General features: G+C 39.4%; 22 protein-coding genes and 1 tRNA gene. 13 read left to right on the forward strand and 10 right to left on the reverse strand.

The window, feature by feature from the left end; translation table 11 throughout:
* The first annotated feature begins 261 nt into the window (after positions 1-261).
* The gene (locus tag F985_RS21090) at positions 262-2,526 is read left to right on the forward strand and encodes a KAP family P-loop NTPase fold protein (protein ID WP_004705029.1); all 2,265 of its coding nucleotides are present in this window, start codon (positions 262-264) and stop codon (positions 2,524-2,526) included.
* Between the two features lie 215 nt (positions 2,527-2,741).
* On the opposite strand, the gene F985_RS21095 is transcribed toward F985_RS21090, so the two are convergent.
* Positions 2,742-3,065, reverse strand: coding sequence for an AzlD domain-containing protein (locus F985_RS21095; RefSeq protein WP_004705030.1), 324 nt, complete (start codon positions 3,063-3,065; stop codon positions 2,742-2,744).
* On the reverse strand, positions 3,062-3,757 hold the full coding sequence (locus F985_RS21100; RefSeq protein WP_004705032.1) for an AzlC family ABC transporter permease: 696 nt from the start codon (positions 3,755-3,757) through the stop codon (positions 3,062-3,064). Before F985_RS21100 ends, F985_RS21095 begins: the two co-directional genes overlap by 4 nt.
* 68 nt (positions 3,758-3,825) lie before the next feature.
* On the opposite strand from F985_RS21100, the gene F985_RS21105 reads away from it, so the two are divergent.
* The 3 genes from F985_RS21105 (at position 3,826) to F985_RS21115 (ending at position 6,889) form a co-directional block, all read left to right on the forward strand.
* Complete coding sequence (locus F985_RS21105; protein WP_002117406.1) at positions 3,826-4,374, forward strand: helix-turn-helix domain-containing protein; 549 nt, start codon at positions 3,826-3,828, stop codon at positions 4,372-4,374.
* 305 nt (positions 4,375-4,679) lie between these two features.
* Entirely contained in the window at positions 4,680-6,122 is a 1,443-nt protein-coding gene (locus F985_RS21110) for an amino acid permease (RefSeq protein WP_004705034.1), read from the forward strand.
* A gap of 65 nt (positions 6,123-6,187) precedes the next feature.
* A complete protein-coding gene (locus tag F985_RS21115) occupies positions 6,188-6,889 on the forward strand; it encodes an IS1-like element ISPa14 family transposase (RefSeq protein WP_001223318.1) in 702 nt (233 codons plus the stop codon).
* A gap of 94 nt (positions 6,890-6,983) precedes the next feature.
* Here F985_RS21115 and pdxR read toward each other — a convergent pair whose 3' ends face one another.
* The gene (gene pdxR / locus F985_RS21120) at positions 6,984-8,483 is read right to left on the reverse strand and encodes a MocR-like pyridoxine biosynthesis transcription factor PdxR (protein WP_004705035.1); all 1,500 of its coding nucleotides are present in this window, start codon (positions 8,481-8,483) and stop codon (positions 6,984-6,986) included.
* A 156-nt stretch (positions 8,484-8,639) separates the two neighbouring features.
* Between pdxR and gabT the strand changes: the two genes are divergently transcribed.
* Both gabT and F985_RS21130 read left to right on the forward strand, forming a co-directional pair.
* Positions 8,640-9,932: a 4-aminobutyrate--2-oxoglutarate transaminase gene (gabT, locus tag F985_RS21125; protein ID WP_004705036.1), complete on the forward strand. Its 1,293-nt coding sequence runs from the start codon at positions 8,640-8,642 to the stop codon at positions 9,930-9,932.
* Entirely contained in the window at positions 9,929-11,377 is a 1,449-nt protein-coding gene (locus F985_RS21130) for an NAD-dependent succinate-semialdehyde dehydrogenase (RefSeq protein ID WP_004705037.1), read from the forward strand. The genes gabT and F985_RS21130 overlap by 4 nt, the downstream gene beginning before the upstream one ends.
* Before the next feature lie 103 nt (positions 11,378-11,480).
* Here the strand turns inward: F985_RS21130 and F985_RS21135 are convergent, their stop codons facing one another.
* Both F985_RS21135 and ycaC read right to left on the reverse strand, forming a co-directional pair.
* Positions 11,481-12,455 (reverse strand): LysR substrate-binding domain-containing protein, encoded by a 975-nt coding sequence (locus F985_RS21135; protein ID WP_025469230.1) that lies wholly within the window; start codon positions 12,453-12,455, stop codon positions 11,481-11,483.
* A gap of 20 nt (positions 12,456-12,475) precedes the next feature.
* Positions 12,476-13,102 (reverse strand): isochorismate family cysteine hydrolase YcaC, encoded by a 627-nt coding sequence (ycaC, locus tag F985_RS21140; protein ID WP_004705039.1) that lies wholly within the window; start codon positions 13,100-13,102, stop codon positions 12,476-12,478.
* A 276-nt stretch (positions 13,103-13,378) separates the two neighbouring features.
* On the opposite strand from ycaC, the gene F985_RS21145 reads away from it, so the two are divergent.
* The 4 genes from F985_RS21145 (at position 13,379) to F985_RS21160 (ending at position 17,255) form a co-directional block, all read left to right on the forward strand.
* Positions 13,379-14,251, forward strand: coding sequence for a pirin family protein (locus F985_RS21145; RefSeq protein WP_004705040.1), 873 nt, complete (start codon positions 13,379-13,381; stop codon positions 14,249-14,251).
* Between the two features lie 439 nt (positions 14,252-14,690).
* Positions 14,691-15,989, forward strand: coding sequence for an FAD-dependent oxidoreductase (locus tag F985_RS21150; RefSeq protein ID WP_031944570.1), 1,299 nt, complete (start codon positions 14,691-14,693; stop codon positions 15,987-15,989).
* 4 nt (positions 15,990-15,993) lie between these two features.
* Positions 15,994-16,821: an SAM-dependent methyltransferase gene (locus F985_RS21155; RefSeq protein WP_025469231.1), complete on the forward strand. Its 828-nt coding sequence runs from the start codon at positions 15,994-15,996 to the stop codon at positions 16,819-16,821.
* An 8-nt stretch (positions 16,822-16,829) separates the two neighbouring features.
* On the forward strand, positions 16,830-17,255 hold the full coding sequence (locus F985_RS21160; RefSeq protein WP_004705043.1) for a GFA family protein: 426 nt from the start codon (positions 16,830-16,832) through the stop codon (positions 17,253-17,255).
* A 334-nt stretch (positions 17,256-17,589) separates the two neighbouring features.
* Here F985_RS21160 and F985_RS21165 read toward each other — a convergent pair.
* The 3 genes from F985_RS21165 to sxtP form a co-directional block, all read right to left on the reverse strand.
* Positions 17,590-17,665: transfer RNA gene (locus F985_RS21165), tRNA-Thr, on the reverse strand.
* Positions 17,666-17,776: 111 nt separating this feature from the next.
* The gene (locus F985_RS21170) at positions 17,777-18,103 is read right to left on the reverse strand and encodes a gamma-glutamylcyclotransferase family protein (RefSeq protein ID WP_004705045.1); all 327 of its coding nucleotides are present in this window, start codon (positions 18,101-18,103) and stop codon (positions 17,777-17,779) included.
* Between the two features lie 23 nt (positions 18,104-18,126).
* The gene (sxtP, locus tag F985_RS21175) at positions 18,127-19,371 is read right to left on the reverse strand and encodes a multidrug efflux MFS transporter SxtP (RefSeq protein WP_025469232.1); all 1,245 of its coding nucleotides are present in this window, start codon (positions 19,369-19,371) and stop codon (positions 18,127-18,129) included.
* Between the two features lie 139 nt (positions 19,372-19,510).
* Between sxtP and sxtR the strand changes: the two genes are divergently transcribed.
* The gene (gene sxtR / locus F985_RS21180; RefSeq protein WP_004705049.1) at positions 19,511-20,431 is read left to right on the forward strand and encodes a multidrug efflux pump transcriptional activator SxtR; all 921 of its coding nucleotides are present in this window, start codon (positions 19,511-19,513) and stop codon (positions 20,429-20,431) included.
* On the opposite strand, the gene F985_RS21185 is transcribed toward sxtR, so the two are convergent.
* Complete coding sequence (locus tag F985_RS21185; RefSeq protein WP_004705051.1) at positions 20,428-21,315, reverse strand: DMT family transporter; 888 nt, start codon at positions 21,313-21,315, stop codon at positions 20,428-20,430. The two genes, sxtR and F985_RS21185, sit on opposite strands and share 4 nt — an antisense overlap.
* Positions 21,316-21,545: 230 nt before the next feature.
* Between F985_RS21185 and F985_RS21190 the strand changes: the two genes are divergently transcribed.
* Positions 21,546-22,289, forward strand: a complete 744-nt coding sequence (locus F985_RS21190; protein WP_004705054.1) for a hypothetical protein — start codon at positions 21,546-21,548, stop codon at positions 22,287-22,289.
* 24 nt (positions 22,290-22,313) lie between these two features.
* Positions 22,314-22,709 carry a hypothetical protein gene (locus tag F985_RS21195; RefSeq protein ID WP_004705055.1) on the forward strand — a complete coding sequence of 132 codons (396 nt, stop codon included), beginning with the start codon at positions 22,314-22,316 and terminating at the stop codon, positions 22,707-22,709.
* Between the two features lie 47 nt (positions 22,710-22,756).
* Here F985_RS21195 and F985_RS21200 read toward each other — a convergent pair whose 3' ends face one another.
* The gene (locus F985_RS21200) at positions 22,757-23,758 is read right to left on the reverse strand and encodes an aldo/keto reductase (protein WP_004705057.1); all 1,002 of its coding nucleotides are present in this window, start codon (positions 23,756-23,758) and stop codon (positions 22,757-22,759) included.
* Positions 23,759-23,820: the final 62 nt, after the last annotated feature.

Below are 23,820 nucleotides of genomic sequence, written 5' to 3' on the forward strand. Positions count from 1 at the left end.
ATTGATTGAATACTCATTTTCATATTTATATCTATCTGTTTTGGTCGTGTCAAAATCGGATGTGATTATTTAAAAAATTAAGTTGAATAAACTCATCGAGTGTTCCAAAATATATTAAACACTAAAATTCTACATGTTTGTATAAGAGGTAGTTTTAATTGATTGATTTTTAAAATATATTGAATTTATAAATTTAGATTGTTTCATTGTTAAATTTTAGGTATATATTATATGAAATAAATAAATTTAATTTTACTACTTATGAATAATATAGATAAATTTAACTTCTCTGCTGACCGTCCAATTCATAAAATTGATGAGGATTTGCTAGGAAGAGCAAAATTTTCGGAAAATTTAGCCGAAGCTATTAGTAACTGGAATGGTAAGGATAGCCTTGTCGTTGCGTTGTATGGAGATTGGGGTGCAGGAAAATCATCAGTAAAAAATATGGCTTTAACATATATTAAGGATAAGTCTTCAAAGCCAATAGTTATTGAGTTTTCACCATGGGAATGGGCGGCGCAAGAAAAAATAACAAAAGCATTTTTTAATGAGATTTCTAAATCGATTGGAAAAGAAAGCTCTTCGGAGAAGAATAAAAAGTTAGCAGATTCATTCAAAAAATATGGTAATTATCTTGCTGCAAGTGAAGTTATTTTGACATCTACATCCAATTCACTCCCATTTATTGTATCTGCAATAGCAGGAATAGGATTTTTCAGTGCATTCCTAAATGACACAAAAATAATTACTTTAATCACTACAGGATTTGTTGCCATAAGTCCTTTTTTGAAATGGGGGGTAGAAAATTTAAAAAGATTAGCTGGGTATTTTGATGAAAAAGCTAAAGACAGTGAAAAAAGTTTGACGGAAATACGAAGTGAATTAAAGGTTGAATTACAAGAGCTTGAAAATCCTATTCTCATAGTTATGGATGACTTAGATAGATTAACTTCTTCAGAATTAAGAATGATTTTTCAACTTATAAAAGCAAATACTGAATTTCCAAATGTAACTTTTCTATTGTTATTTCAAAGAAATATTGTAGAGCAGAGACTCACAGATGCTACTCAATCTGGAAAAGATTACTTAGAAAAAATTATTCAAGTTCCTTTTAATATTCCTCAAGTCTCACAAGAACAAGTACATGAGGTTTTGTTTGATCGTTTAAATAAAATTCTACAATTAGATAAAAATTCTAATTTACAATTTGATCAGGATCGATGGACACAGCTTTATCATGCCGGATTGAAAAATTATTTTAAAAATTTAAGAAATGTATATCGATATACTTCTACGTTAGCATTCCATTTCTCTTTATTAAAGGGACGAACTGTTTTTGAGGCAAATCCAGTAGATTTAATAGCTGTAGAATGTTTGCGTGTGTTTGAGCCAGAGGTCTATAATGAATTGTCAATTTCTAAACATGCATTTACACAATTTCAATCAGTAGGAAGTAGTAGGGAAAATAATAAAGAGGCCTTTAAAATAACAATTAATTCCGTAATATCAAAAACATCAGAAATTAATAGAGAGGGAGTAGAGAAAATATTGAATGAATTATTTCCGACAATTCACTGGATTACGGGTAATTCTTACTATGAATATTCTTCATATAATAATTGGTTTTCAGAAGGTAGAATATGTCATAAAAAAAATTTTGAAAATTATTTTCAATTATCCTTATCTGAAAATGATATTACTAAGTCTGATTTGGTTGATTTTATTGGTTTAACAGCTAATGAAAATTTAATGAAAAGTAAGATTTTAGAGTTAAATGCTAGCCATAAGTTGAAAGAGTTCCTTTCACAATTTGAGTCTTATGAAAATCAAGTGGTTGAAGATTCAGCTATTCCTTATATATCAACATTAATAGACGTAGGAGATTTAGTGAATGATGATGATACAAGTTTTTTTGATATATTCGGTGCTCAATCTTTTATATATCGACTAATTTATAACTTTCTTAGTCGTATTGATAACATAGAAAAACGGGGTGAAATAATATTAGAATGTTTTAAAAAATCAAATGAATTTGTGATGATTGCAAAATTACTTGTATCCGAGCAAACTAAAAGGAATGAAAATAAAGAAATATTATTAGATGATTTTCATTATATTTCAATTAAAGAGCTGTTTGTGAAAAAATTAAAGGTGTTTGCATTTTCTAATAAAGAGAGTTTATTGGAAAATAAGGCACTCTTAACGCTTTTATATCGTTGGAAAGAATGGGGAGAAGTACAGGATATAAATAATTGGATAGATTTAATCTCAACCAATTTTCAAGATTTATTAAAATTCTTATCTCAATGCATTCAGTATAGTACATCTTTTGATGGTAAAGTTAGTAAAAAGCATTATTACATTAAAGTTGGTAATATAAATGATTTCTATGATGTTAAAAAAATTGAACAAATAATCAATAGTGCTGATAAATCGAAATTAAGTACGGAAGAAATATATACGATAAAGCTATTCAATGAAGGTATCGTGAAATTTAGTAATGGTAATGAAGATAATTGGTGAGGACTAAATTATACATCAAATAAATTTAAGAAAGGTCAATTGTGGGCTAACTTATTTTGTGAGTACAAGTTTTTGTTAATTTTTAGTTTTTAAATTTAACATATTACTTAACATTATTGCTTAATTAGTTGTAATTAAATAGTTTATTTTTTATTGGTGGATATATCCGTTTTAATCAAAGTTGCAAAAAAGGCGAGTTTATCTCGCCTTTTTTATTATTCAATTCCTAGCAAACGTAGAAGTGCCGTGCCAACAGCGGCCAAACAAATCACCAATAACAGAGGAACTTTTTTCCAAACCAAGAACAGTGCTAAGCCAACACCGAATATACGTGCGAAACCTGCGAAATGTTGGCCTTCAAAAAATGTAGTGGTCACCGCAATGGCACAGAGCAAAACGGTTGCGCCATTTGAGAGTAAAACTTGGTATTTTTCAGAAAACGAAAACTTGGCACCTAAGTGAAAGCCAGCAAAACGAATACTGTACGTTCCAAGTGCAAGTAGAGCTATTCCTACAATAATAAGTAACTGTTGACTCATTTCTTTCTACCCCATATCAAGCCAAAAAGCGAAATCAGAATTGGAAGTCCTGAGGCCAAAAAGGGTGTAGTCATCAGTGCTAAAGTTGACCCTGCAAATGCAGCTTTTCGTGTAGATTTATTCTTTAAAGCATTAAAAGTCAGTGCAATTAAAATGGCAGGGAAAATTGCATCTAAGCCAAATGTTTTCGGGTCTGGAATAGCACTTCCAATAAAATAACCCGCCGTGACACCCAGTGGCCAAGTCAGCATAATGCCTATACCACATAACCAGTAAGCAGCCTTTTTTGTCTCGAAGTCAGGCTGTGCCATACCAAACAAAACGCTCTCATCGTTCATGATATGAGCCCCGAAATACTGAGAGAATTTGCCTCGGATCAGTTCATTGACCGCAATACCAAAAGGTAAGTGCCTTAAATTGACGAGTAGTCCTGCAATCGCAGCCGCAATTGGGCTACCACCTACAGCCAAGAAGCCAATAAAAATAAATTCAGCAGTTCCTGCAAGCACAAAGACAGATAGGCAAAGCGGAATCCAGAGTGCTAAGCCATAGCTTGCAGCGAGTGAACCTAAAGACATACCAACAACACTTGTTGCTAGACATACAAAGAAAATCGAGCGGGTGGTGTCTTTACTAAGTTTCTTAATGAGAGCGTATGTGGACATAGCATGATATAACGAACGATTTTCCATTATAATGAATAAGTCTGATTGTTTTGTCAAAACGAACGATCGTTTTTTTTATAGAACGGATGTGGTGAATGTCTCAGCCAATTGAAATTATTGCCAAAGGTTTAACGCGTGAACGCCAAAGAGCAGGGCTTTCATTGGCAGAGGTTGCTCGTCGTGCAGGTGTTGCCAAATCTACACTTTCGCAGTTAGAGGCCGGGCAAGGTAACCCAAGCATTGAAACCTTATGGGCACTTTGTGTTGCGCTCAATATTCCATTTGCACGCCTGATGGAAGAGCCGAGTAATCAAGTGCAAGTCATTCGCTGTGGCGATGGGCCAACGGTGAGTTCCGAGATTGCCAATTACAAAGCAATTTTGTTGGCGACTTGTCCACCGCATGCGCGCCGTGATGTATATTTATTGATTGTGGAGCCGGGTGAAGACCGTCTTTCAGAGCCACATCCAGTTGGTTCTGTAGAACATATTATTGTGGTCGAAGGCAAAGCTTTAGTGGGTTTAATTGATGAGGCGGTTGAGCTTGGAGTTGGAGACTATATTTGTTATCCAGCCGATCAAAAGCATATATTTAGAGCCTTAGAAACAGGAACAAAAGCGTTATTAATTTCTGAACAAAACTAAAGAATTTCAAGCTCATTAAAATAAAAACTAAAATTTACTTATCCTCATCCAATATAAAAAGGGCCAATTTTGCGTATAAATTTTGCAATTGGCTCTCTCTTTTATTACAAAAATGGCTCTCGTTTCTTGAGTGCCGAAACGACAAATTAAAGCCATTGGAAGTATGCATACGGAAGCGCCGGATAAGCTCAGTGAATTTTCTGTTTTAGGAATTGAGCAAAACGGCTAAATTTTTAGGGGATATTTTTTGGCTTCGGAGGATTTCCGAGTCTAGCCGATATCCTCCATATATTAAGGAAAATGATATGGCAGCTCATCAAAATGGTTCTGAAGCCAATCACTCCCAAAGTTTAAAACATGGACTCAAATCACGCCATCTAACCATGATCTCGATAGCAGGGGTTATTGGTGGCTCTCTCTTTGTTGGCTCAGGCAGTATCATCTACAACACAGGTCCTGTGGTTTTCTTAACCTATGCTTTAGGTGGACTACTCGTTTGGTTCATCATGCGTATGCTAGGCGAGATGGCCGTTTTAAACCCCGACAGTGGCTCTTTTTCAACTTATGCGGACCGCGCAATTGGTCGTTGGGCAGGTTTCTCAATTGGGTGGTTGTACTGGTGTACGCTGGCAATGCTCATGGGGTGGGAAGCTTATGTGGCAGGTAAAATTTTAAATAACTGGTTCCCGTTTATACCGATCTGGGTCTATATGACTGTCGTCATTGGTGCACTGGTTGCTGTCAATTTGCAGAACGTAAAGAACTATGGTGAATTCGAGTTCTGGTTCGCTCTCATCAAAGTGATTGCGATTGTGATCTTCTTGGTGATTGGTAGTTTAGCCATCATGCATTTGTGGCCTTGGGGTAATCCTGCTGCATCTGGTATCAGTAATTTAACCTCTCAAGGCTTTATGCCTAATGGTGGTTCATCCGTTATTACCGCCTTACTTGGGGTGATGTTCGCCTATATTGGCGCTGAAATTGTGACTGTAGCGGCGGCAGAGTCTGCAAACCCATCTAAAGAAATTCGTAAAGCTTCGAACTCAGTGGTTTGGCGAATTATTTTATTCTACGTCGGTTCAATGTTTGTGGCGGTATGTTTAATTCCTCACAACAATGAACTTTTGAAAGATTCGACTTGGGGAACTTATAGCGTTACGTTGTCTGCTCTTGGTATTCCGGGCGCGCGTCATATCGTAAACTTTGTGGTTCTAACCTCGGTATGTAGCTGCTTTAACTCAGCGCTTTATACGTGTTCACGTATGTTGTTCTCATTATCTAAACGTGGTGATGCACCGAAAAGCTTTGGCTCTGTAAACAGTAAAAGTAGTCCGTGGGTTGGCGTGATTGTGTCATGCTTCTTCTCTGTAATTGCCGTGATTTTAACTGCAACCAAGAGTATGGATGTGTATGACTTTTTCATGCTAACAACAGGTGCAGCAACATTGTATGTATACCTGACGATTGCTTATTCTCAGCTTCGTATGCGTAAGAAGTTAGAAGCTGAAGGCGTGAAAATTGACTTTAAAATGTGGATGTTCCCTTACTTAACTTACGTGGTGATCTTTGCAATTATTGGTGCAATTCTTACCATGCTGATTGAAGGCACCTATTTTAAAGAAGTGATTTACACTACAGCATTGTTCGGCATTATTGTGTTCTTCGGTTTGCTGTCTGAAAAACTGGGATGGGGGAAAGAGCGTAGAGCGACTCATTTAACTCATAGCCATGAAGAAAAGTTAGTTTAAATTTTTGGTGGTGTTTCAAAAAGTATGCTGAAACAAAGCAGGTTGAATTTTGATAAAATAGAGAAATGCGAATAACTCTAGAAATCAAATGTCCAACCTGCCTCAGTGACAGTATAAAGAAAAATGGCATCAAAGTAGATGGGAAACAAAACTATCAGTGCAAAGACTGTAAACGTCAGTTTATTGGTGACCATGCTCTGAGCTATCTAGGATGTAATTCAGGCATTACTCGAAAAATATTACAGTTGATGGTCAGAGGTAGTGGTATACGAGATATCGCTGAAGTTGAGCGAATCAGTATCGGTAAAGTTTTACGTACTTTAACCGAATCGACCTACCAAATTCAGCCTAAACAAAGTCATTATGAGTCTCTTGAAGTTGATGAGTTTTGGACTTTTGTGGGAAATAAAAATAATAAACAATGGCTTATTTACGCCTACCATCGAGAAACAGGTGAGATTGTTGCTTATGTTTGGGGTAAAAGAGACTTAGCTACAGTTCAACGATTGAAAACAAAGCTTAAACAATTAGGTATTCACTACACCCGAATTGCAAGTGATCATTGGGACAGTTTCATAACTGCTTTTAAAAACTGCAAGCAAAGTATTGGTAAATTTTTTACTGTAGGTATTGAAGGTAATAATTGCAAAATAAGGCATCGAATTAGGCGTGGTTTTAGAAGGAGTTGTAATTTTTCAAAAAAGATTGAAAACCATTTTAAAGCTTTCGACTTAACCTTTTTTTACATCAATAATGGCTTCATTTAATGTCAGCATACTTTTTGAAACACCACCAAATTTTTAAATAAAAAAGAGCCTCACTGTGAGGCTCTTTTTTATTTGTCTTAATACGGAAGAATCTTTAATTCAGCGTAGGGACGCCTGCTTCACGTAAGCATTGAAGTAACACACCAAAAGCCATCACCATATCCTTTTCATTTACACAAGCAAAGCCCATGAGCAATCCACGTTCGGCATGTGCATGCGACTGCATGTAGTACTGAGACAGTGGTCGAACTTTGACACCACGTTCAAGCGCAGTCGCCGCAATCGCGACATCATCGCAAGCGTTCGGTAGTTTTAAAACCAGATGTAACCCTGCGGCTTCATCATATTCATGAATAAATTCGGGGCCAAGGTAGCGTTGAATTAAGCTCACCAAGTAGTCGCGGCGCTTGCCATAGAGTAGGCGCATACGGCGAATATGCGCTTCGTAATGGCCTTCACGAATAAATTCAGCTAAGGCTTTTTGCTCAAGCAAATGGCCCCCACGGTAAAGCTCGGCTGCCACAATACGTAGTGGTGAAAAAAGTGGTTTAGGTACGACCAAATAACCAATTCTTAAAGAGGGGTAAATGGTTTTACTAAACGTGCCCATATACAGCACAGGCGCATCATTTTCTAAGCCTTGCAAAGACGGATACGGTTGACCTGAAAAACGAAACTCACTGTCATAGTCATCTTCTACAATCCAGCTATTATGCTGGCGTGCAATTTCAATCAGTTTGCGTCGTCGATCTAGGCTTAAATGTGAACCTAGCGGATATTGATGTGATGGTGTGACAAAAATGAGTTTAGGCGGCTTTGCCGGATTTTCTTCAGGAATAATACCTTCTGCATCGACAGGCATGGGCTGAATATCGAGGCCATTAATTCGTAAGGTATTACGCATTCCCCAATAAGCGGGATCTTCAAGCCAGATTCGATCACCAATATCACTGAGTGCACGTGAGACCAAATCAATCGCTTGGTGAATGCCTTCGGTAATAATAATCTGGTCTGCATCGCACTGAACCGAACGTGCAACACGTAAGTAATCTGCTAAAGCACTTCGAAGCTCGATACAGCCACCAGCGTTGCTGTAAATCAGGCGGTTAATGTCCGGTTCGCGGCTTAGGCGTGCTTGAATACGACTAAAAATATGATGTGGAAACTCAGTCACATCAGGCGCTCCTGGCACAAAAGCTCCCCATTGGTGTGGCGACGCTGCTGCATAGCCTAATAAGTTAGAACCACGCTGCGAAAGGGCATAAGAGCTTTGAACTTTCAGGCTTGAAACCGCTTTTTTCTTATTTTGAGTATTTAAAAAACTCTCTGGTAATTTTTCGGCAACCCATGTGCCGTGTCCTGTACGGGCTTCTAAGTAGCCTTCAGCTTGTAGCTGTTCGTAGGCTGTAAGCACTGTATTTCTAGAAACATGAATTTCACTAGCTAAGTCACGTGACGCAGGTAGACGAGTCTTGGGCTGGATGACTCCATCAATAATGGCACCACGCAGGCAACGGAAAAGGCGTTGATGTAGTTTCCCTTCAGTGTCCTGTTGGAGTCGTTGTAGCAAATGATCTCCAAGTAAACTACGCAATTGGCTCTCTCCTACAGTTAAAAAGTGGCTCTCGTCAGTTGGCGTCAGACGAGCGAAATTACATGCATAGGCAGTCGTTGTAAAGCACCCTGAAAATTAAGCACAGGATGCAAGAAACCAAAGCTGCAACTGATGATGAAAATATGAGGGAATCAAATGGATAATCAACATTCTGCACTTAACGCACGTAAACAGCAAGCAACTCCACGTGGTGTAGGCGTGATGTGTCAGTGGTATGCGGAAAAAGCTGAAAATGCCACGCTTTGGGACAAGGAAGGCAACCAATTTATCGACTTTGCTGGTGGTATCGCGGTTTTAAATACAGGCCATCGCCACCCTAAAGTGATTGCAGCAGTAACTGAACAACTTACTAAATTTACGCACACTGCCTATCAAGTAACACCTTATGAAAGCTATGTGGCTTTGGCTGAACGTATTAATGAGCGTGCGCCAATTGCTGGTCCTGCGAAGTCAGCGTTTTTCACAACTGGTGCAGAAGCTGTTGAAAATGCAGTAAAGATCGCTCGTTCTTATACAGGTCGTCACGGCATTATTACTTTTGGTAACGGTTTCCACGGTCGTTCATTTATGACGATGGCAATGACAGGTAAAACCGCACCTTACAAACGTGATTTCGGTGTAATGCCAGCGGGTGTATTCCACGCACGTTACCCTGTACCTGCTAAAGGTATTTCAGTAGATGCAGCAATTGAAAGTGTTGAAGATATTTTCAGTGAAGATATTGCACCGCATGATGTTGCAGCAATTGTACTTGAGCCAGTACAAGGTGAAGGCGGTTTCAATGTAGTACCAGCTGAGTTCTTAAAACGTTTACGCGCAATTTGCGATAAGCACGGCATTTTACTTGTGGCTGACGAAGTGCAATCTGGTTTTGCGCGTACTGGTAAATTGTTTGCAATGAACTATTACGAGACTAAAGCAGACCTTATCACGATGGCGAAAAGCTTAGGTGGCGGTTTCCCTATTTCGGGTGTTGTAGGCCGTGCAGAAGTCATGGATGCACCAAACCCAGGTGGTCTAGGCGGTACTTACGCAGGTAGCCCGATTGCGGTTGCAGCTGCACACGCGGTAATTGATGCGATTGAAGAAGAAAACTTATGCGACCGTGCAAATGAATTAGGTGCTGAGTTAGTCGCTACCCTTAAAGATATTCAACAAGCAACAGGCGACGTCGTAACTGATATTCGTGCTTTAGGTTCAATGGTTGCAGTAGAGCTTGAAACGGCTGAACAAGCAAAAGTTGTACAAAACTATGCAATGGAAAACGGGTTGTTACTTCTTACTTGTGGTAAATACGGTAATGTAATTCGTTTCTTATATCCATTAACCATTCCTGCTGAGCAATTCCGTCAAGGTCTTGATATTTTGAAACAAGGTTTTGCGACACTCAAAGCAGGTAGTGCAAAAGCAATGGAGCAATCTGCATGATTCAAAATACTTTGCAGTATTTATTAAAACATCCTGATATTGCGTTAGAAGCACCTGCATCAAATGACTATATCGAGGTGAATGATGCTGCTACGGGCGAAACTTTGGCATGGGTAAAAACCTATGACCGTGCAGGAGTTGAAGCCGCAATTAACCGTTCAGCAAAAGCGCAGGCCGCTTGGAAAAAGCAAACTGCCTTGGCGCGTGCTGATGTGCTATTGGCATGGTACAACCTCATGCTTGAGCACAAAGAAAATTTGGCTCAAATCTTAACAGCTGAGCAAGGTAAACCATTGGCAGAAGCACGTGGTGAAATTGGTTATGCAGCATCATTTATTCGCTGGTTTGCCGAGCAAGCGCGACGTATTGATGGTGAAGTGTTAACACCTACGTTGCCAAACCAACGTCTGCTCGTGATTAAACAAGCGATTGGTGTTACTGCTGCCATTACGCCGTGGAACTTCCCGGCTGCCATGATTACGCGTAAAGCAGGTCCAGCGATTGCTGCGGGTTGTTCAATGTTGGTTAAGCCAGCAGAGCAAACACCGTTAACTGCCTATGCACTTGAAGTATTGGCGTTACAGGCAGGCTTACCAGCCGATGTTTTAATTAACATTAGTGGTGATGCGGTTGAAGTTGGTAAAACCCTATGCGAAAGCGATATTGTTCGTAAGTTAAGCTTTACAGGTTCAACTCAAGTGGGTCGTATCTTGATGCAACAATGTGCGCCAACCATTAAAAAGCTTTCACTTGAACTTGGTGGTAATGCACCAGTTGTGGTATTTGACGACGCTAATCTTGAACAAGCAGTTCAGGGCATCATGGCAAGTAAATATCGTAACAGCGGTCAGACTTGTGTTTGTGCTAACCGTATTTATGTTCAAGACGGTATTTACGATGCGCTGGCAGACCGTTTGGTTGAAGCCGTGTCTAAATTGAAAGTTGGCGATGGCCGTCAAGAAGGTTCAACTCAAGGGCCTTTAATTGATGAAGATGCGATTGCAAAAGTGCAATCTCATATTGCAGATGCAACTGAGAAAGGTGCAACAGTTCGTATTGGTGGTCAGCGTTCGGCACTTGGCGGTACATTCTTTGAACCGACTGTGTTAACTGGTGTAACGCAAGACATGAAAGTGTCTAAAGAAGAAACTTTTGGTCCACTTGCACCACTATTCCGCTTTAAAACTGAAGATGAAGCAGTGGCAATGGCGAACGATACAGAGTTTGGTCTAGCTGCTTATTTGTTTACTCAAAGCACAGCTCGTCAATGGCGAGTAGGTGAAGCACTTGAGTATGGAATGGTCGGCATTAACACAGGTGCAATCTCAAATGAAGTTGCTCCGTTTGGTGGCGTAAAACAATCAGGTCTAGGCCGTGAAGGTTCAAAATTCGGCATCGAAGAATATGTCGAAATGAAATACCTCTGCGTAGACTTATCTGAGTAAGGAATAAAAGCGAGTTCGCTTTGTTCTGAACGAAAACATGCAGTTATGCTGTGTGTGATGTTTCACAAAAACCGGTCATGCCCATTCATGACCGGTTTTTTATTTAAGTCGGCAAATACCCTTCATGGCTTTCGGGTAAACGCCTGAGTTCTTCAATCAGAGTTTCAATCAGTTTTTCGACCACAAGACGTTGGCCTTTTCGAGACACATAAACCAGTTGTAGCATGCCAATATTTGATTTCCAGTCAGGAAGAATATGAACAAGAGAACCTTTACGAATTTCAGATTCAACAGTTAAAAAGGGAAGGTCGGCAATGCCTAAACCATCCATCACGGCATAGTAAACACCTGCCAAGTCATTACTTTTGATTCGTGGTTGATAAGGCACATCAACTGATTCACCATTTTGAATATTGCATAAATGCCAAATATAATTTTGCTTTTGCGTGCCTAAGCTAATACTTGGAAAGTCTTGTAATTCAGAATAATGCTCAATGGTACGGCCTAGTAATAATTCAGGCGAAGCCACTAGACAGTGGTCGGTTTTAATTACATCCCGAACAATTAAATTTGAATCTTCATTGGGTTCGAAATTGGTTCGAATCGCGAGGTCGATGTCATCGTGCAAAATATCTACTCGACGGCTGGTCAGCTCAAGAGCAATCTCAACTTTAGGATAAGTTTTTAAAAACTGATTTAAAATTCTTCTAATTTGAAAATGCATCATTAAAGGTGGGCAGCTGACTTTTACTACTCCTTGAGGCTCACTTTTTTGCTTTAACAAAACGTTTTCTGCGCATTCAACTTGGGCAATAACTTTGCAGCATTCTTCGTAGAACTCTTGGCCTAAATCGGTCACTTTAAAATGGCGGGTTGTTCTTTGAATCAGGCTGACATTAAATTTATTTTCAAGGTCAATAATACGTCGGCTGAGCTTAGATTTACTTATATTTTCAGCTTCACTGGCCGCACTAAATCCGCCGTGTTTTACGACCAAATAGAAATAATAAAAATCATCAAAAGAGCTTATCAATGTCAGATCACTCCATTTAAATTTAAGATTAGAGCGCTTAAGCACTCTAATCTTGTCAATAGAACTTATTTTTGTGAGGTATTAAAGCTATAGCTTGTCATCAGGTTGCGGTAATCAGGAATATGATTTGAGAAGAGTGCACCTAGACCTTCCACATCATTACGCCAGTCGCGGTGTAACTCACATGCCATGCCGAACCAAGTCATCAGCTGAGCACCTGCTTTTGACATACGGTCCCAAGCAGCATCACGGGTTAATTCATTGAAAGTACCAGAAGCATCGGTAATCACAAACACTTCAAAGCCTTCAGCGAGTGCAGATAAAGCAGGGAATGCCACACAAACTTCAGTGACCACACCTGCAATAATCAGTTGTTTTTTACCTGTCGCTTTAACTGCTTTTACGAAGTCTTCATTGTCCCAAGCGTTGATTTGACCAGGGCGTGGAATAAATGGTGCATCTGGAAAAAGTTCTTTTAGTTCTGGAACTAAAGGACCGTTTGGACCATTTTCAAAACTGGTCGTTAAAATAGTCGGTAAGTTAAAATATTTTGCTGCATCTGCAAGCGCTAATACGTTATTTTTAAATTTATCTGGTTCGATATCTCGAACTAAAGAAAGTAAACCAGCTTGGTGGTCAACTAAAAGAACCGCAGCATTATCCTTGTCTAAACGGACGTAATCTTGAGCCATTTTTATATCCTCATGTTATCAAAATGAATAATTAAAAATTATTAAGTAGGTCGTTAGTGCCTAAAATTATGCTAGTTGAGTTTGTTGTCGTGATTAAGTCTAAAAAATAGGATTAAGAATTTTAAAAATAGGACGATCTTTTGAAGCGTACCTCAAACTTTAAGATTGTCTCATATATGAAATAATGTGTTGCTAAACCTGATCTATAAACTGCAATTATTGAGGCGTAAAATCAATCCCAGTTCAAGAAAATCCTACATATATAGGAGAGATCAGATGAAGAAATTTCTTGGTGCATATCAAAATAACCACATGCATTGGGTTGGTGATGGTTTCCCTGTATATAACCTGTTCTCTTATGACCGTTTAGGCCAAACCCTAAGCCCATTTTTGTTACTGGATTATGCAGCGCCTTATAACTTCTCACCAACCACCGAACAACAAGGTGTCGGGTCGCATCCTCACCGTGGCTTTGAAACCGTGACGATTGCCTACCAAGGTGAAGTAACACACAAAGACTCAAGCGGCGGCGGCGGAACCATTAAAACGGGTGACGTACAATGGATGACTGCAGGTGCAGGCGTGTTACATGAAGAGTTCCATTCTCCTGAATTTGCAGAGCATGGCGGTCTGTTTGAAATGGTGCAATTGTGGGTAAATTTACCTGCTCATTCAAAAATGACTCCTGGAAAATACCAAGCAATTGAAGCGAAAGAAATTCCAGACATCGCGCTAGATGAGCACGGTAGTCATTTACGTGTGATTGCGGGTGAATATGCAGATTCAAAAGGTGCCGCAACGACCTTTAGCCCATTAAACGTATGGGATGGTAAGTTAGTCAAAGGCCAAAAACACACCCTTTATGTGCCTGAAGGACATACTACACTTGTTGTTGTTTTAGATGGTGCTGTGGTCATTAATGATACCAACCGTCTTGAAGGTAAAACCGTTGCGATTTTATCTCGTGAAGGTGTTGAGTTTAGTTTAAATGCCGAAGAAGACACTAAATTCCTAGTGTTGACTGGCCAACCACTGAATGAACCAATCGAAGGTTATGGTCCATTTGTCATGAATACCAAAGCCGAGATTATGGAAGCGATTAATGATTTTAATCGTGGAAAATTTGGTTCTCTCATGCAAGAAGCATAAATTGTTTATTTGAGCTTAATTAGCTATTCAAGCAAAGTAATAAAAAGCCCGCTATCAAGTGTGAATAGCGGGCTTTTTCGCTGTAAAGTTTCTATTTTTATAATAGATATCATTATTGTTTGGGCATTGTTTTATGTGACTTGGTTCTCATTGTTGTGGTGGCATGATATCGCAAAAAGAGTGTTTTGTAAAATATTTGATATAAATTTAGTTAAATTATCTCATTTTATTTAAAAGAATTTTTTTTAAATTTTTAAAAAATATAAAGTTTTATCGACTTATTTTCTTTTGTAAAGTTTTATAAATAAATTTGCATTCATCAGAGAAAATTTTTCTGTATAAATTCATGTAAAAAATAAAAATCTGGTAGTTTTTAATACGGTGTTTTTTTTAGGTATGAGTGATAATCAAAAAAATTCTCGAAAAATGGGACATCATTTTGGATATCGCAATTATTGGTAGTGGAATGGCAGGACTTGCAGCAGCAAGAATTCTGAAAGATGCAGGACATACAATCACGATATTTGAAGCACTTCCTGGCCGGGGAATGGATAGCCATAGCATTGAGTTCGATGGTGGAATTATTGATGCGCCATTGCGTGTTATGAACCCGCATCTATGGAAAAATACACTCAGCCTTGCTGCACATTTAGGTATTAAAACTTTCCCAGTTCGTACCTATATGTCTTGTAGCTGGTTATTTGAAGATCGTACTGAAACATGGTTAACCACATCTCGTAGCCGTATTGGTAATTTCCCGATTATCAATAACCGTAAAGGCATTCAGCAGTATGGCTGGCGTCTTGTGAAAGGGATGTTGCAATTAAAAACTGCGATCCACCAGTTTTTCAAATCTAAAAATCAAGATATTACTCTCGCTGAATTTATTAATCAGAACGACATAGAAGAAGTATTCTGGCACGGTGTAGTGATGCCAGTGCTCTATACCATTTGTACATGTAACCCAAAAACAATTGGTGACTGGCCTGCAAAAAACCTTCTTGAGTTTTTGCGTCATTTAACTGATGGCGACATGCTATTGCGTATGAAAGGCGGTACACCTGCATTTGTAGACAGCTTAATTAAAGGCATCGATATCCATAGTGGTTCGGCAATTAAGAAAGTTGAGCAACAAGGCGAAAAAGTACTGGTTGAAAATGCGCAAGGCGATAAGGGCACATATGACCGCGTTATTGTGGCGACACCAACATCTAAGATTGAAGAGTTCTTAAACCCTGAGCAGTTTGCAGATGATATGAACCTGCTTAAACAGTTCCGTTTTGAGCAAGGTGACTTAGTTATTCATACAGACGCGACAGTCATGCCGCCACGCCGTAAAGACTGGTCAGTGCTGAGCTATATGATGGACCGTAAGTTTACTCGTCAGCAGTTTACGGTTTGGATGAATGCGGTTGAGCCATCACTTGTAGGTAAAAATCCTGTATTCCAAACTTGGCGTCCAGTGACTGATATTGACCCTAAAAAAATCATTTCAAAAGTGACCTTAACGCGTGCAGTTGTAGACTCGCAAACCATTGCTCTAAACAAAGAGTTACAGCAACGTCATTTAGAACCAAACCGTAAAGTATTTTACTGTGGTTCATGGTCATGTGATGGCTTGCCAATTTTAGAGTCAGCCGTGACTTCTGCAATGCATATTGCTGAAATTTTAGGTGCACCTTTACCATTTGTAGGTTTAAAACCTCAGGTTGAAGTTGCTCCAGAACTCGGCTACTAAAATTGTGAAAACAAAAGTTCGAGCAGCTCTTTCTCGACTCATTCCCCATAAATATGCCATTGATGCATCAAGCTTGGGAGATGATGGAGAGCTTGCTTGGACAAATTTGGGTTTTTGGAAAAATACCCAAAACTATCCTGAAGCTTGTCGCCAATTGGCCGACCATTTGGCACAAGCTGTCAATTTAAATTCAAAAGATTATTTACTCGATTTAGGCTGCGGACAGGGTGCAAGTTTGTTGCACTGGTTACAACACTATCAGCCCAAAAGTATGAGTGCCGTTGAGCTACAAGCTCAATGTGTGAATAAAATTCAAAAACTTATTCCTGAAATAAGTCAGATTTTTTGCGGTTCATTTTTAAATTTAAAACAATTTAAATTTAAACAAGCTTTCGATGTGGTGATGTGCATTGATGCGGCTTACCACAGTTCTTTAAATTCATTTCTAGATTCGGTCACTCCCGTTTTAAATTCAAATGCACGCTTAGGTTTTCATTACTTAATGCGAGCTGAATTATGTCAAAACATGACAATGCTGCAAGAGCAAAAGTATCGTTATTTACTTAAAGCAGCCGACGTGACTTGGAATGCTGTACCAACTGAACAAACTCTAAGAACGAGCTTGGAACAGCAAGGTTTTACAGATATTCAAATTGAAGATTTATCTGAACAAGTATTATTAGGTTTTTCAGAGTATATTCAAAAACAACAAGGACAATCTCATAGCCGAGGGTTGGCGAATTTTAAAATTCAAATGACTGCAAAGTTATGCCAGCAACTCTACCAAAGTGGATATGTCCGTTATATTCAAATAACAGCAATAAAAAAATAGGATGAGCCATGTCAGCCAAATATCAAGGATCGTGTTTATGTGGAGCTGTGAGCTACCAAAGTGAAGCAGCGCCACGTTATAGCTTTAATTGCCATTGTCGAGATTGCCAAAAAGCCACAGGTTCAGCATATGCACCAATTGCTTTTTTTCACCAATCTGAATTGAAAGTGAATGGTGAACTTAAATATTTTGAGACCGTAGGTTCTTCTGGCCGTTCCATTAAAAGAGCATTTTGCCCGACATGTGGTTCTCAGCTTTTTGGCTTACCTGAAATTGCCCCTGAAATGATTTCAATACGTGCAGGTACGCTTGATGACCCAAGTCTTTATGAGCCTAGAGCTGAGGTATTTGTGAGCCAAGCTTATGCTTGGGATACGTTGAACCCTAACCTTAGACACTTTGAAAAAATGATAGAGAAGAAGAAAGAAGGGTAGAGGTAGTCTGACAAGCCCGTACGCTTTTTCCTACGTCCATTCAGGAAATTGACGTCTTTCTATGACTTCATGAATTACCTATGATGAACTCATCAGGAACAGGAAGTTCCAAAACGTAAAACAACAATAATAAGTTTAAGCATCAGGACGTGAGGTATTACAGGATGTATACCTAGTAACGAAATACGAAAAAAGCCCAACAGGATGTTGGGCTTTTTTTCATTTCTTATTAAAGAATTTATTTCACACTGAGGATAATAGATTCACAAGCCAGAATATAAAACCTACAGACAACAAAAAACCCCATAAATCAAATATTCATGAGGTTTAATGATGGTGCCGGCACACGGATTCGAACTGTGGACCTACTGATTACAAGTCAGTTGCTCTACCAACTGAGCTATGCCGGCAATGTGGAGTGAATTTTACAGTTTCTTAAAAAAAATACAAGCCAAAAAATGAGCATTTGAATTTTTTCTATCAATTTTTAAGCGCTTATGCGTTTGAGCTTTAAAAATGGCTTAAGGCTTCAACATATAAATAAAAGAATCAACATGTTCACCACTATTTAAAGTGACGCGAACAGGTACTCTTTCGTACTCTTCGCCTTCAAAGTTATCCAGTAATTTCCAATTTGCATCTAGATGTTCCGAGCTAAAAACAAAACCTTGCACTTGGTTAGCACTATCATCGAGCACAATTCCCGGATAGCCTAAATCTGCTCCCCAACCTTCATGACGTAAGGTTCCGTTTACCCAGCCTTCCGACCATTGTCCGCCAATATTTTCAAGTATATGGGCATTAGGACGGCCGGGACCTAAAGTGCCATAAACAAATAAACTCGACATGTGATTTTCCTTTAAATTACTCATTAATGTGCTTTTGCGTGTTTTGTATAAATTACTAAAAATATTCCAGCTAATGACAATACAACCGTTAAAGCGACAATCGCACTCCAGCCGCCGTGTAACCAGAACCAACCACCTGCCGAACCGACAATACTTGAACCCATATAGTAAAACAGCAAGTAGAGTGAACTTGCATGGGCTTTGGCTTGTTTGCTTTCAGCGCCGACTGAACTACTGGTAAGCGAGTGGGTAATAAAGAAGCCAGTGGTAATAAAGGCAATCCCAATAATAATGCCAAAAAGCGAGCTTAGCAGGGTCATGAGGCTACCCACAATCATGAGCGCAAAGCCACTCATCATCATGGTTTTTTTACCAAAGCGATCGGCTAAGCTACCTGCCAACGATGAAGACACCATACCAAAGCTATACGACAAGAAAATAAGGCTAATTTGTGTTTGGCTCAGTGAATAAGGCGCGCCGCTTAAACGGAAAGTCGCGTAGTTAAATAAGGTCACAAACACACTGGTGAGCAAGAAACCAATCGCAAAAAGGCGTAATAATTTAGTATTGCTTAAATGAGCACGCCACATTTGCATGTGAAAGCCTAAATTCAGCCCTTTTTTCTGTACAAAATTACGCGAAGCAGGCAGTAAGCTTAAAAAGGCAATTGAGCAAATAAAACAGATTGCGCCCAGCAAACCTAAAGCGGTGCGCCATGAAAAATATTCAATCAAAATCCCCATGCCGACACGGCCCATCATGCCGCCAAAGGCTGTCCCTGCAATATACAACCCCATGGTTTTACCCAAGTGCTCAGGTGCAATTTCTTCAGCAATCCACGCCATTGTCACTGCGGGTACACCACCGAGCAGCAAACCTTCTAATGCACGCGCCATCAGCAAACTGTGCCAGTTAGGGGTAAACATTGAGACAATATTTAAAATTGCTGCACAAAGCATAGATGTAAAGATTACACCACGACGACCAATCGCTTGTGAAAACGCGCTTGATAGCACAATCGAAATCGCTAAAAAGGCAGTCGTTAATGACAGTGCCAAAGAGCTACTCGCAGGACTAATCTGGAAACTTTGGCTAAATGCAGGCAACAGCGGCTGTACACAATAAATGAGAGAGAAACTGGCAAAACCTACGAGGAATAAGGCGAAACCTGCATGTTTGTAGGCTTTAGTACCTTTGTGAATCCACTCACGTGAAAGCAGAGAAGTCGCCTCTGTGTCTAAAGTGCTGGGTGTAGATGAAGAGCTCATATCATGACCATGACAGAAAGAAAGAGCAGTGCTTTGGGGCATACTGCATCGAGAAAATTCGATGAATTAAAATTAGCAATTTAGAGGGTATTTTTCTAATATATTTAACAATAGGTCATAATATGTTTTATATATAGCGATGGAACTCAGACATATACGCTACTTTTTAGCAGTAGCAGAAGAAAAAAACTTTACCAGAGCTGCGCAGCGTTTAAACATGAGCCAGCCGCCTTTAAGTATGCAAATACGTGACTTAGAAGAAGAATTAGGCGCAGATTTATTTATTCGTTCACCACATGGGGTGGAGCTGACCGAAGCGGGGCTTGCCTTTTTAAATGCGATTCAGCCAGTACAGCAGCGTGTAGAAGATGCAGCCAACCTTGTTAAACAAGTGGCAAATGGCGAAGTCGGTCAACTACGATTAGGATTTACAGGTACTTCAATGCTGAACCCTCTCATTCCTAAATGCGTTCGCTATTTTCAGCAGCAATATCCGAAAGTAGATTTAAAACTTGAAGAAGCCAATACCTTGTTGCTCATCGACCTATTGCTTGAAGACCGTTTAGATGTGGCAATTATTCGCTCACCACGCAACATTCCAGATAGTCTCATTCTTCAAGAATTATTAGCAGAACCACTTATTGCGGCTTTGCCTTCCGAGTCTTTGAGTTTAGATGATTCAACGCAAGAAATTGATTTAACCACACTGCGAGAGCTTGATTTTATTGTCTCGCCACCATCCATTAGCGCAGGGCTTTTTGATGCAATTAAACAAGCCTGTCATGAGCGTGGTTTTGAACCGAAAATTGGACAAAATGCCCCGCAAATTGTGTCGATTTTATCTTTGGTGTCTGCAAACTTAGGGGTGTCTTTGGTGCCAGAGTCGACTAAACAATTGCAAATACAAGGTGTCGCGTATCGCTCTTTAAAAGCACCTGTACCTACGGTGGGTTTGGGGCTTGCTTATAAAAAACATGCCCCTTCACAAATGGCGATTAACTTTGCCAGTGTGGTGCAAGTGGCTTGCCACCACGCCAACGAAATTGATGAAATTGGCTAGTTTGATTTCGGCGCTTTATTCATTAAAAAGATGCCTGAAATAATAAAGATTGCACCGTATAAAAATGATAAAGTCGGTTGTTCATGAATGAAAACCCATGCCATAAGCGCTGCAAAAATAGGTTCGGAAAGCTCGGTCACTTGTACCTTTGCGGCACTCATATAAGACAACGCTTTGGTGGTACAGAAAAAGCCAAGTATGGTCGGTAGAACAGCTAAACCAATCAAACCTAAAACAATATAAGTATTAAAATGAATACTATGCAAGTTTATTAAAAACGGAACGGCAAGATAAACGCTGCCAAAGAGCAATAAATACTTGGTAAGAAACAGCCCGCCGTTTAATTTGAACTTTTTAACTAAAACTGAAAATAGGCCATAACCCGTGCCAGCAATTGAGGCATTGATCAGCATTAAAAGGCTATTTTCACCTTTCCACGAAATGATACTAATACCAGCAACTGCTAATAATGTTCCAATAAGAGAGTGAATATAGATGCTTTCTTTTAAAATGAATCGACCAAAAAATAGGGCAGAAATAGCAGCCGAAGCCATGAGTACCACCACGACATTGGCGGCAGCACCGTGGTTATAGGCAATTGTTTCAAAAAAGAATAGCGAGAAAATTCCTAAAAAGGCACAGATGGCAATTTGAGTAAAAACACTGAGCTTGCTTGGAGTGCTACTGATGTAGGCAATCTTTTGGCTCACAGGCACTTTAAATAAAAAAACACTTAAAAAGAAAAACGCGATAATGGTTTTTAAAAAGGCAATATCTTGTGGGCTTAAACCACTGTGCATGAGTAATTTACTAATTACACCAATAGATGCATTTAAAGCTGCTGCACAAAGTGCAAATAGGGTTCCAATAACAAGATTATTCACTCTTATAATTCTTCCTAAGTTTTACGCATGAAGTCTACAATATTCTTTGGATGAATATTCAACAAAAATAACCAATTAACGCTTGGTATTTTCAATGATTTATTTTGAATTGATTTAATAAATTTTTATTTAAGACTAAAAGCATTCTAATAGACTTTTGTTTCAAAGAATTGTGATTTATAAAACTTACTCATATTATATAATTAGTTAATTATTAAAGAATTTTAAAAATGATTAAATCTATTATTTCAGGTTGCGCGGTTCTTACACTTTCGGCTTTGGCGGTCACACATGCAGAGTTTTCTTTTGAACAAGAATTACAACAAGGCTGTAATAAAGTGAAGCAATACGCGAGCTTAGGTAAGAAAAACTACGACCAAAAACAGTATAAAAAAGCGCTCGAAAACTTTCAGAACCAAGCCTCTTGGACTGCATTTTGTAAAGCCAATGAAGATGAAACCACAGTTAAATTTACCGACCGTGATATTGAAGTTGCCAACAATAACGTGGGCTTAGCCTACGCCAAATTGGGTCAGCCACTGTGGGCGAGAGCATGGTTTATGCTTGATGAAAAATCAAAGTCGAGCCTGTTTAACCTTCAGCAGTTACCAGCCCCTAAAGTGTCCAATGACCTATCGGGTGAGTATGTGCGTTACTCGGGTTTTGGTGAGTGGGATCACATCACGGTAAGTCGCAAACAGGGCCAATATGCGATTGGCTATTCAGGTGTTTATATGGGTTTACGAAGCTTAATTTATGGCCCAAACATGGGGCAGTTCGATACCAAAATGCCGACCAATGCCAAGCAAACTATTTATAAAGACGAAGACTGCCGCATTCAGCTCGATTTTAAAACTAATGCGAAATTAGGCAATTACATTCAAGTTAAACAAAACGATGGCAACTCGGGCTGTGGCTTTGGACATAACGTTTATGCAGACGGCACTTATTTAAAAGTTGAGTCTGCAAAATAAGCTTAAAACTCTAGGAACTAAATAATGAAAAATATATTTGCACGTTTACTACTTCTTTCGACGGTTATTTTGTCTGCTCAGGTTTATGCAGATGTAGCAAATACAACATGTAAAGAAGTGAAATTCCAAAAGGCCGATGAGGCGTGGAGTGGGCACTACTATTTACATGGTGTGATGGAAGTTGGTTCGGAACTTCTACTTCAGCCCGATGGCAAGTTTAAATGGATGCTTGCTGTGGGTGCTTTAGACCAATATGCCGAAGGCACATGGTGGAAAAACGGTGACTGTATTGGTTTAAAGCCAGAAGCTAAATTTAAAAAGGGTTTAAGTATTTTCCCTGAAAGTTTAACGATTTCAGATAAATCTTTAGACGCGATCTGGGACGGTGGACGCCAACAAGGCACATATAGCAAAGACTAAACTAAAAAAAGTCCGACACTGAGTCGGACTTTTTTATGGCTTAGATATTAGTGATTCACCGCAGCAAGTTGCTGAGCGTTATAGCGCGCGCCCATGTTTGGGTATCTCGCGATAATCGCTTGAATTTCTGCCAAATCTGCCGCTGTTAAATGAAGGTCTACAGCACCCGCATTTTCTACAAGGCGTTCGATTTTACGCGTACCCGGAATTGGAATAATGTCGTCACCTTGCGCCAAAATCCAAGCCAAAGCCAGTTGAGCCGCTGTCGCATTTTTGCTTTGGGCAAAGTCACTAAATGCTTGTGCCAAGCTTTGGTTATTTTTCCAGTTATCGCCTTGGTAGCGTGGCAACTGACGACGGAAATCGTTTTCATCTAGGCTACCCACATCAAGCGTATTGGTGATTAAACCACGCGACAGCGGTGAATACGGCACAAGGCTAATGCCTAACTCACGAATGGTTTGAAAGTGCGTATCTTCCAGCTCACGAGTAAGCAATGAATATTCGTGTTGAACTGCTGCAATTGGGTGAATTGCATGCGCTTTACGAATAGTTTCCGCCGACGCTTCACTCAGTCCTAGATAACGAACTTTACCTTGTTGCACCAAATCAGCCATTGCACCAATGGTGTCTTCAACTGGAATGTTTGGATCAATGCGATGCGCATAATACAAATCAATTACGTCTGTATTTAAGCGTCTTAAACTGTTTTCGACCGCAACTTTAATCCACTCTGGAGAACCGTCGATATAAGACTCTAAAGAGTTTTGCGGGTTAAGGTTATCTTCTTTATAACGAAAGCCAAATTTGGTTGCCAAAAATACTTTGTCACGATGTTTTTCTAAAACTTTTGAGAGCAAAACTTCGTTTGCGCCGTTGCCGTACATGTCGGCAGTGTCCCAAAAGTTAATGCCGAGGTCTAATGCCTTTTCTAGAGTGGCAATGCTTTGTGTGTCGTCTGAGGCACCATAGGCAAAGCTCATTCCCATGCAACCTAAACCAAGTGCTGATACTTTTTCGCCTGTTTGTCCTAAAGTTCTATATTTCATTTTTCACACTCTTTTTGCAAAATCACTTGAGTAGAAAAACTATAAAATGCTTTGCCTCAAAC

Origin of the sequence: Acinetobacter seifertii, from assembly GCF_000368065.1 — a bacterium.
Lineage (GTDB): Bacteria > Pseudomonadota > Gammaproteobacteria > Pseudomonadales > Moraxellaceae > Acinetobacter > Acinetobacter seifertii.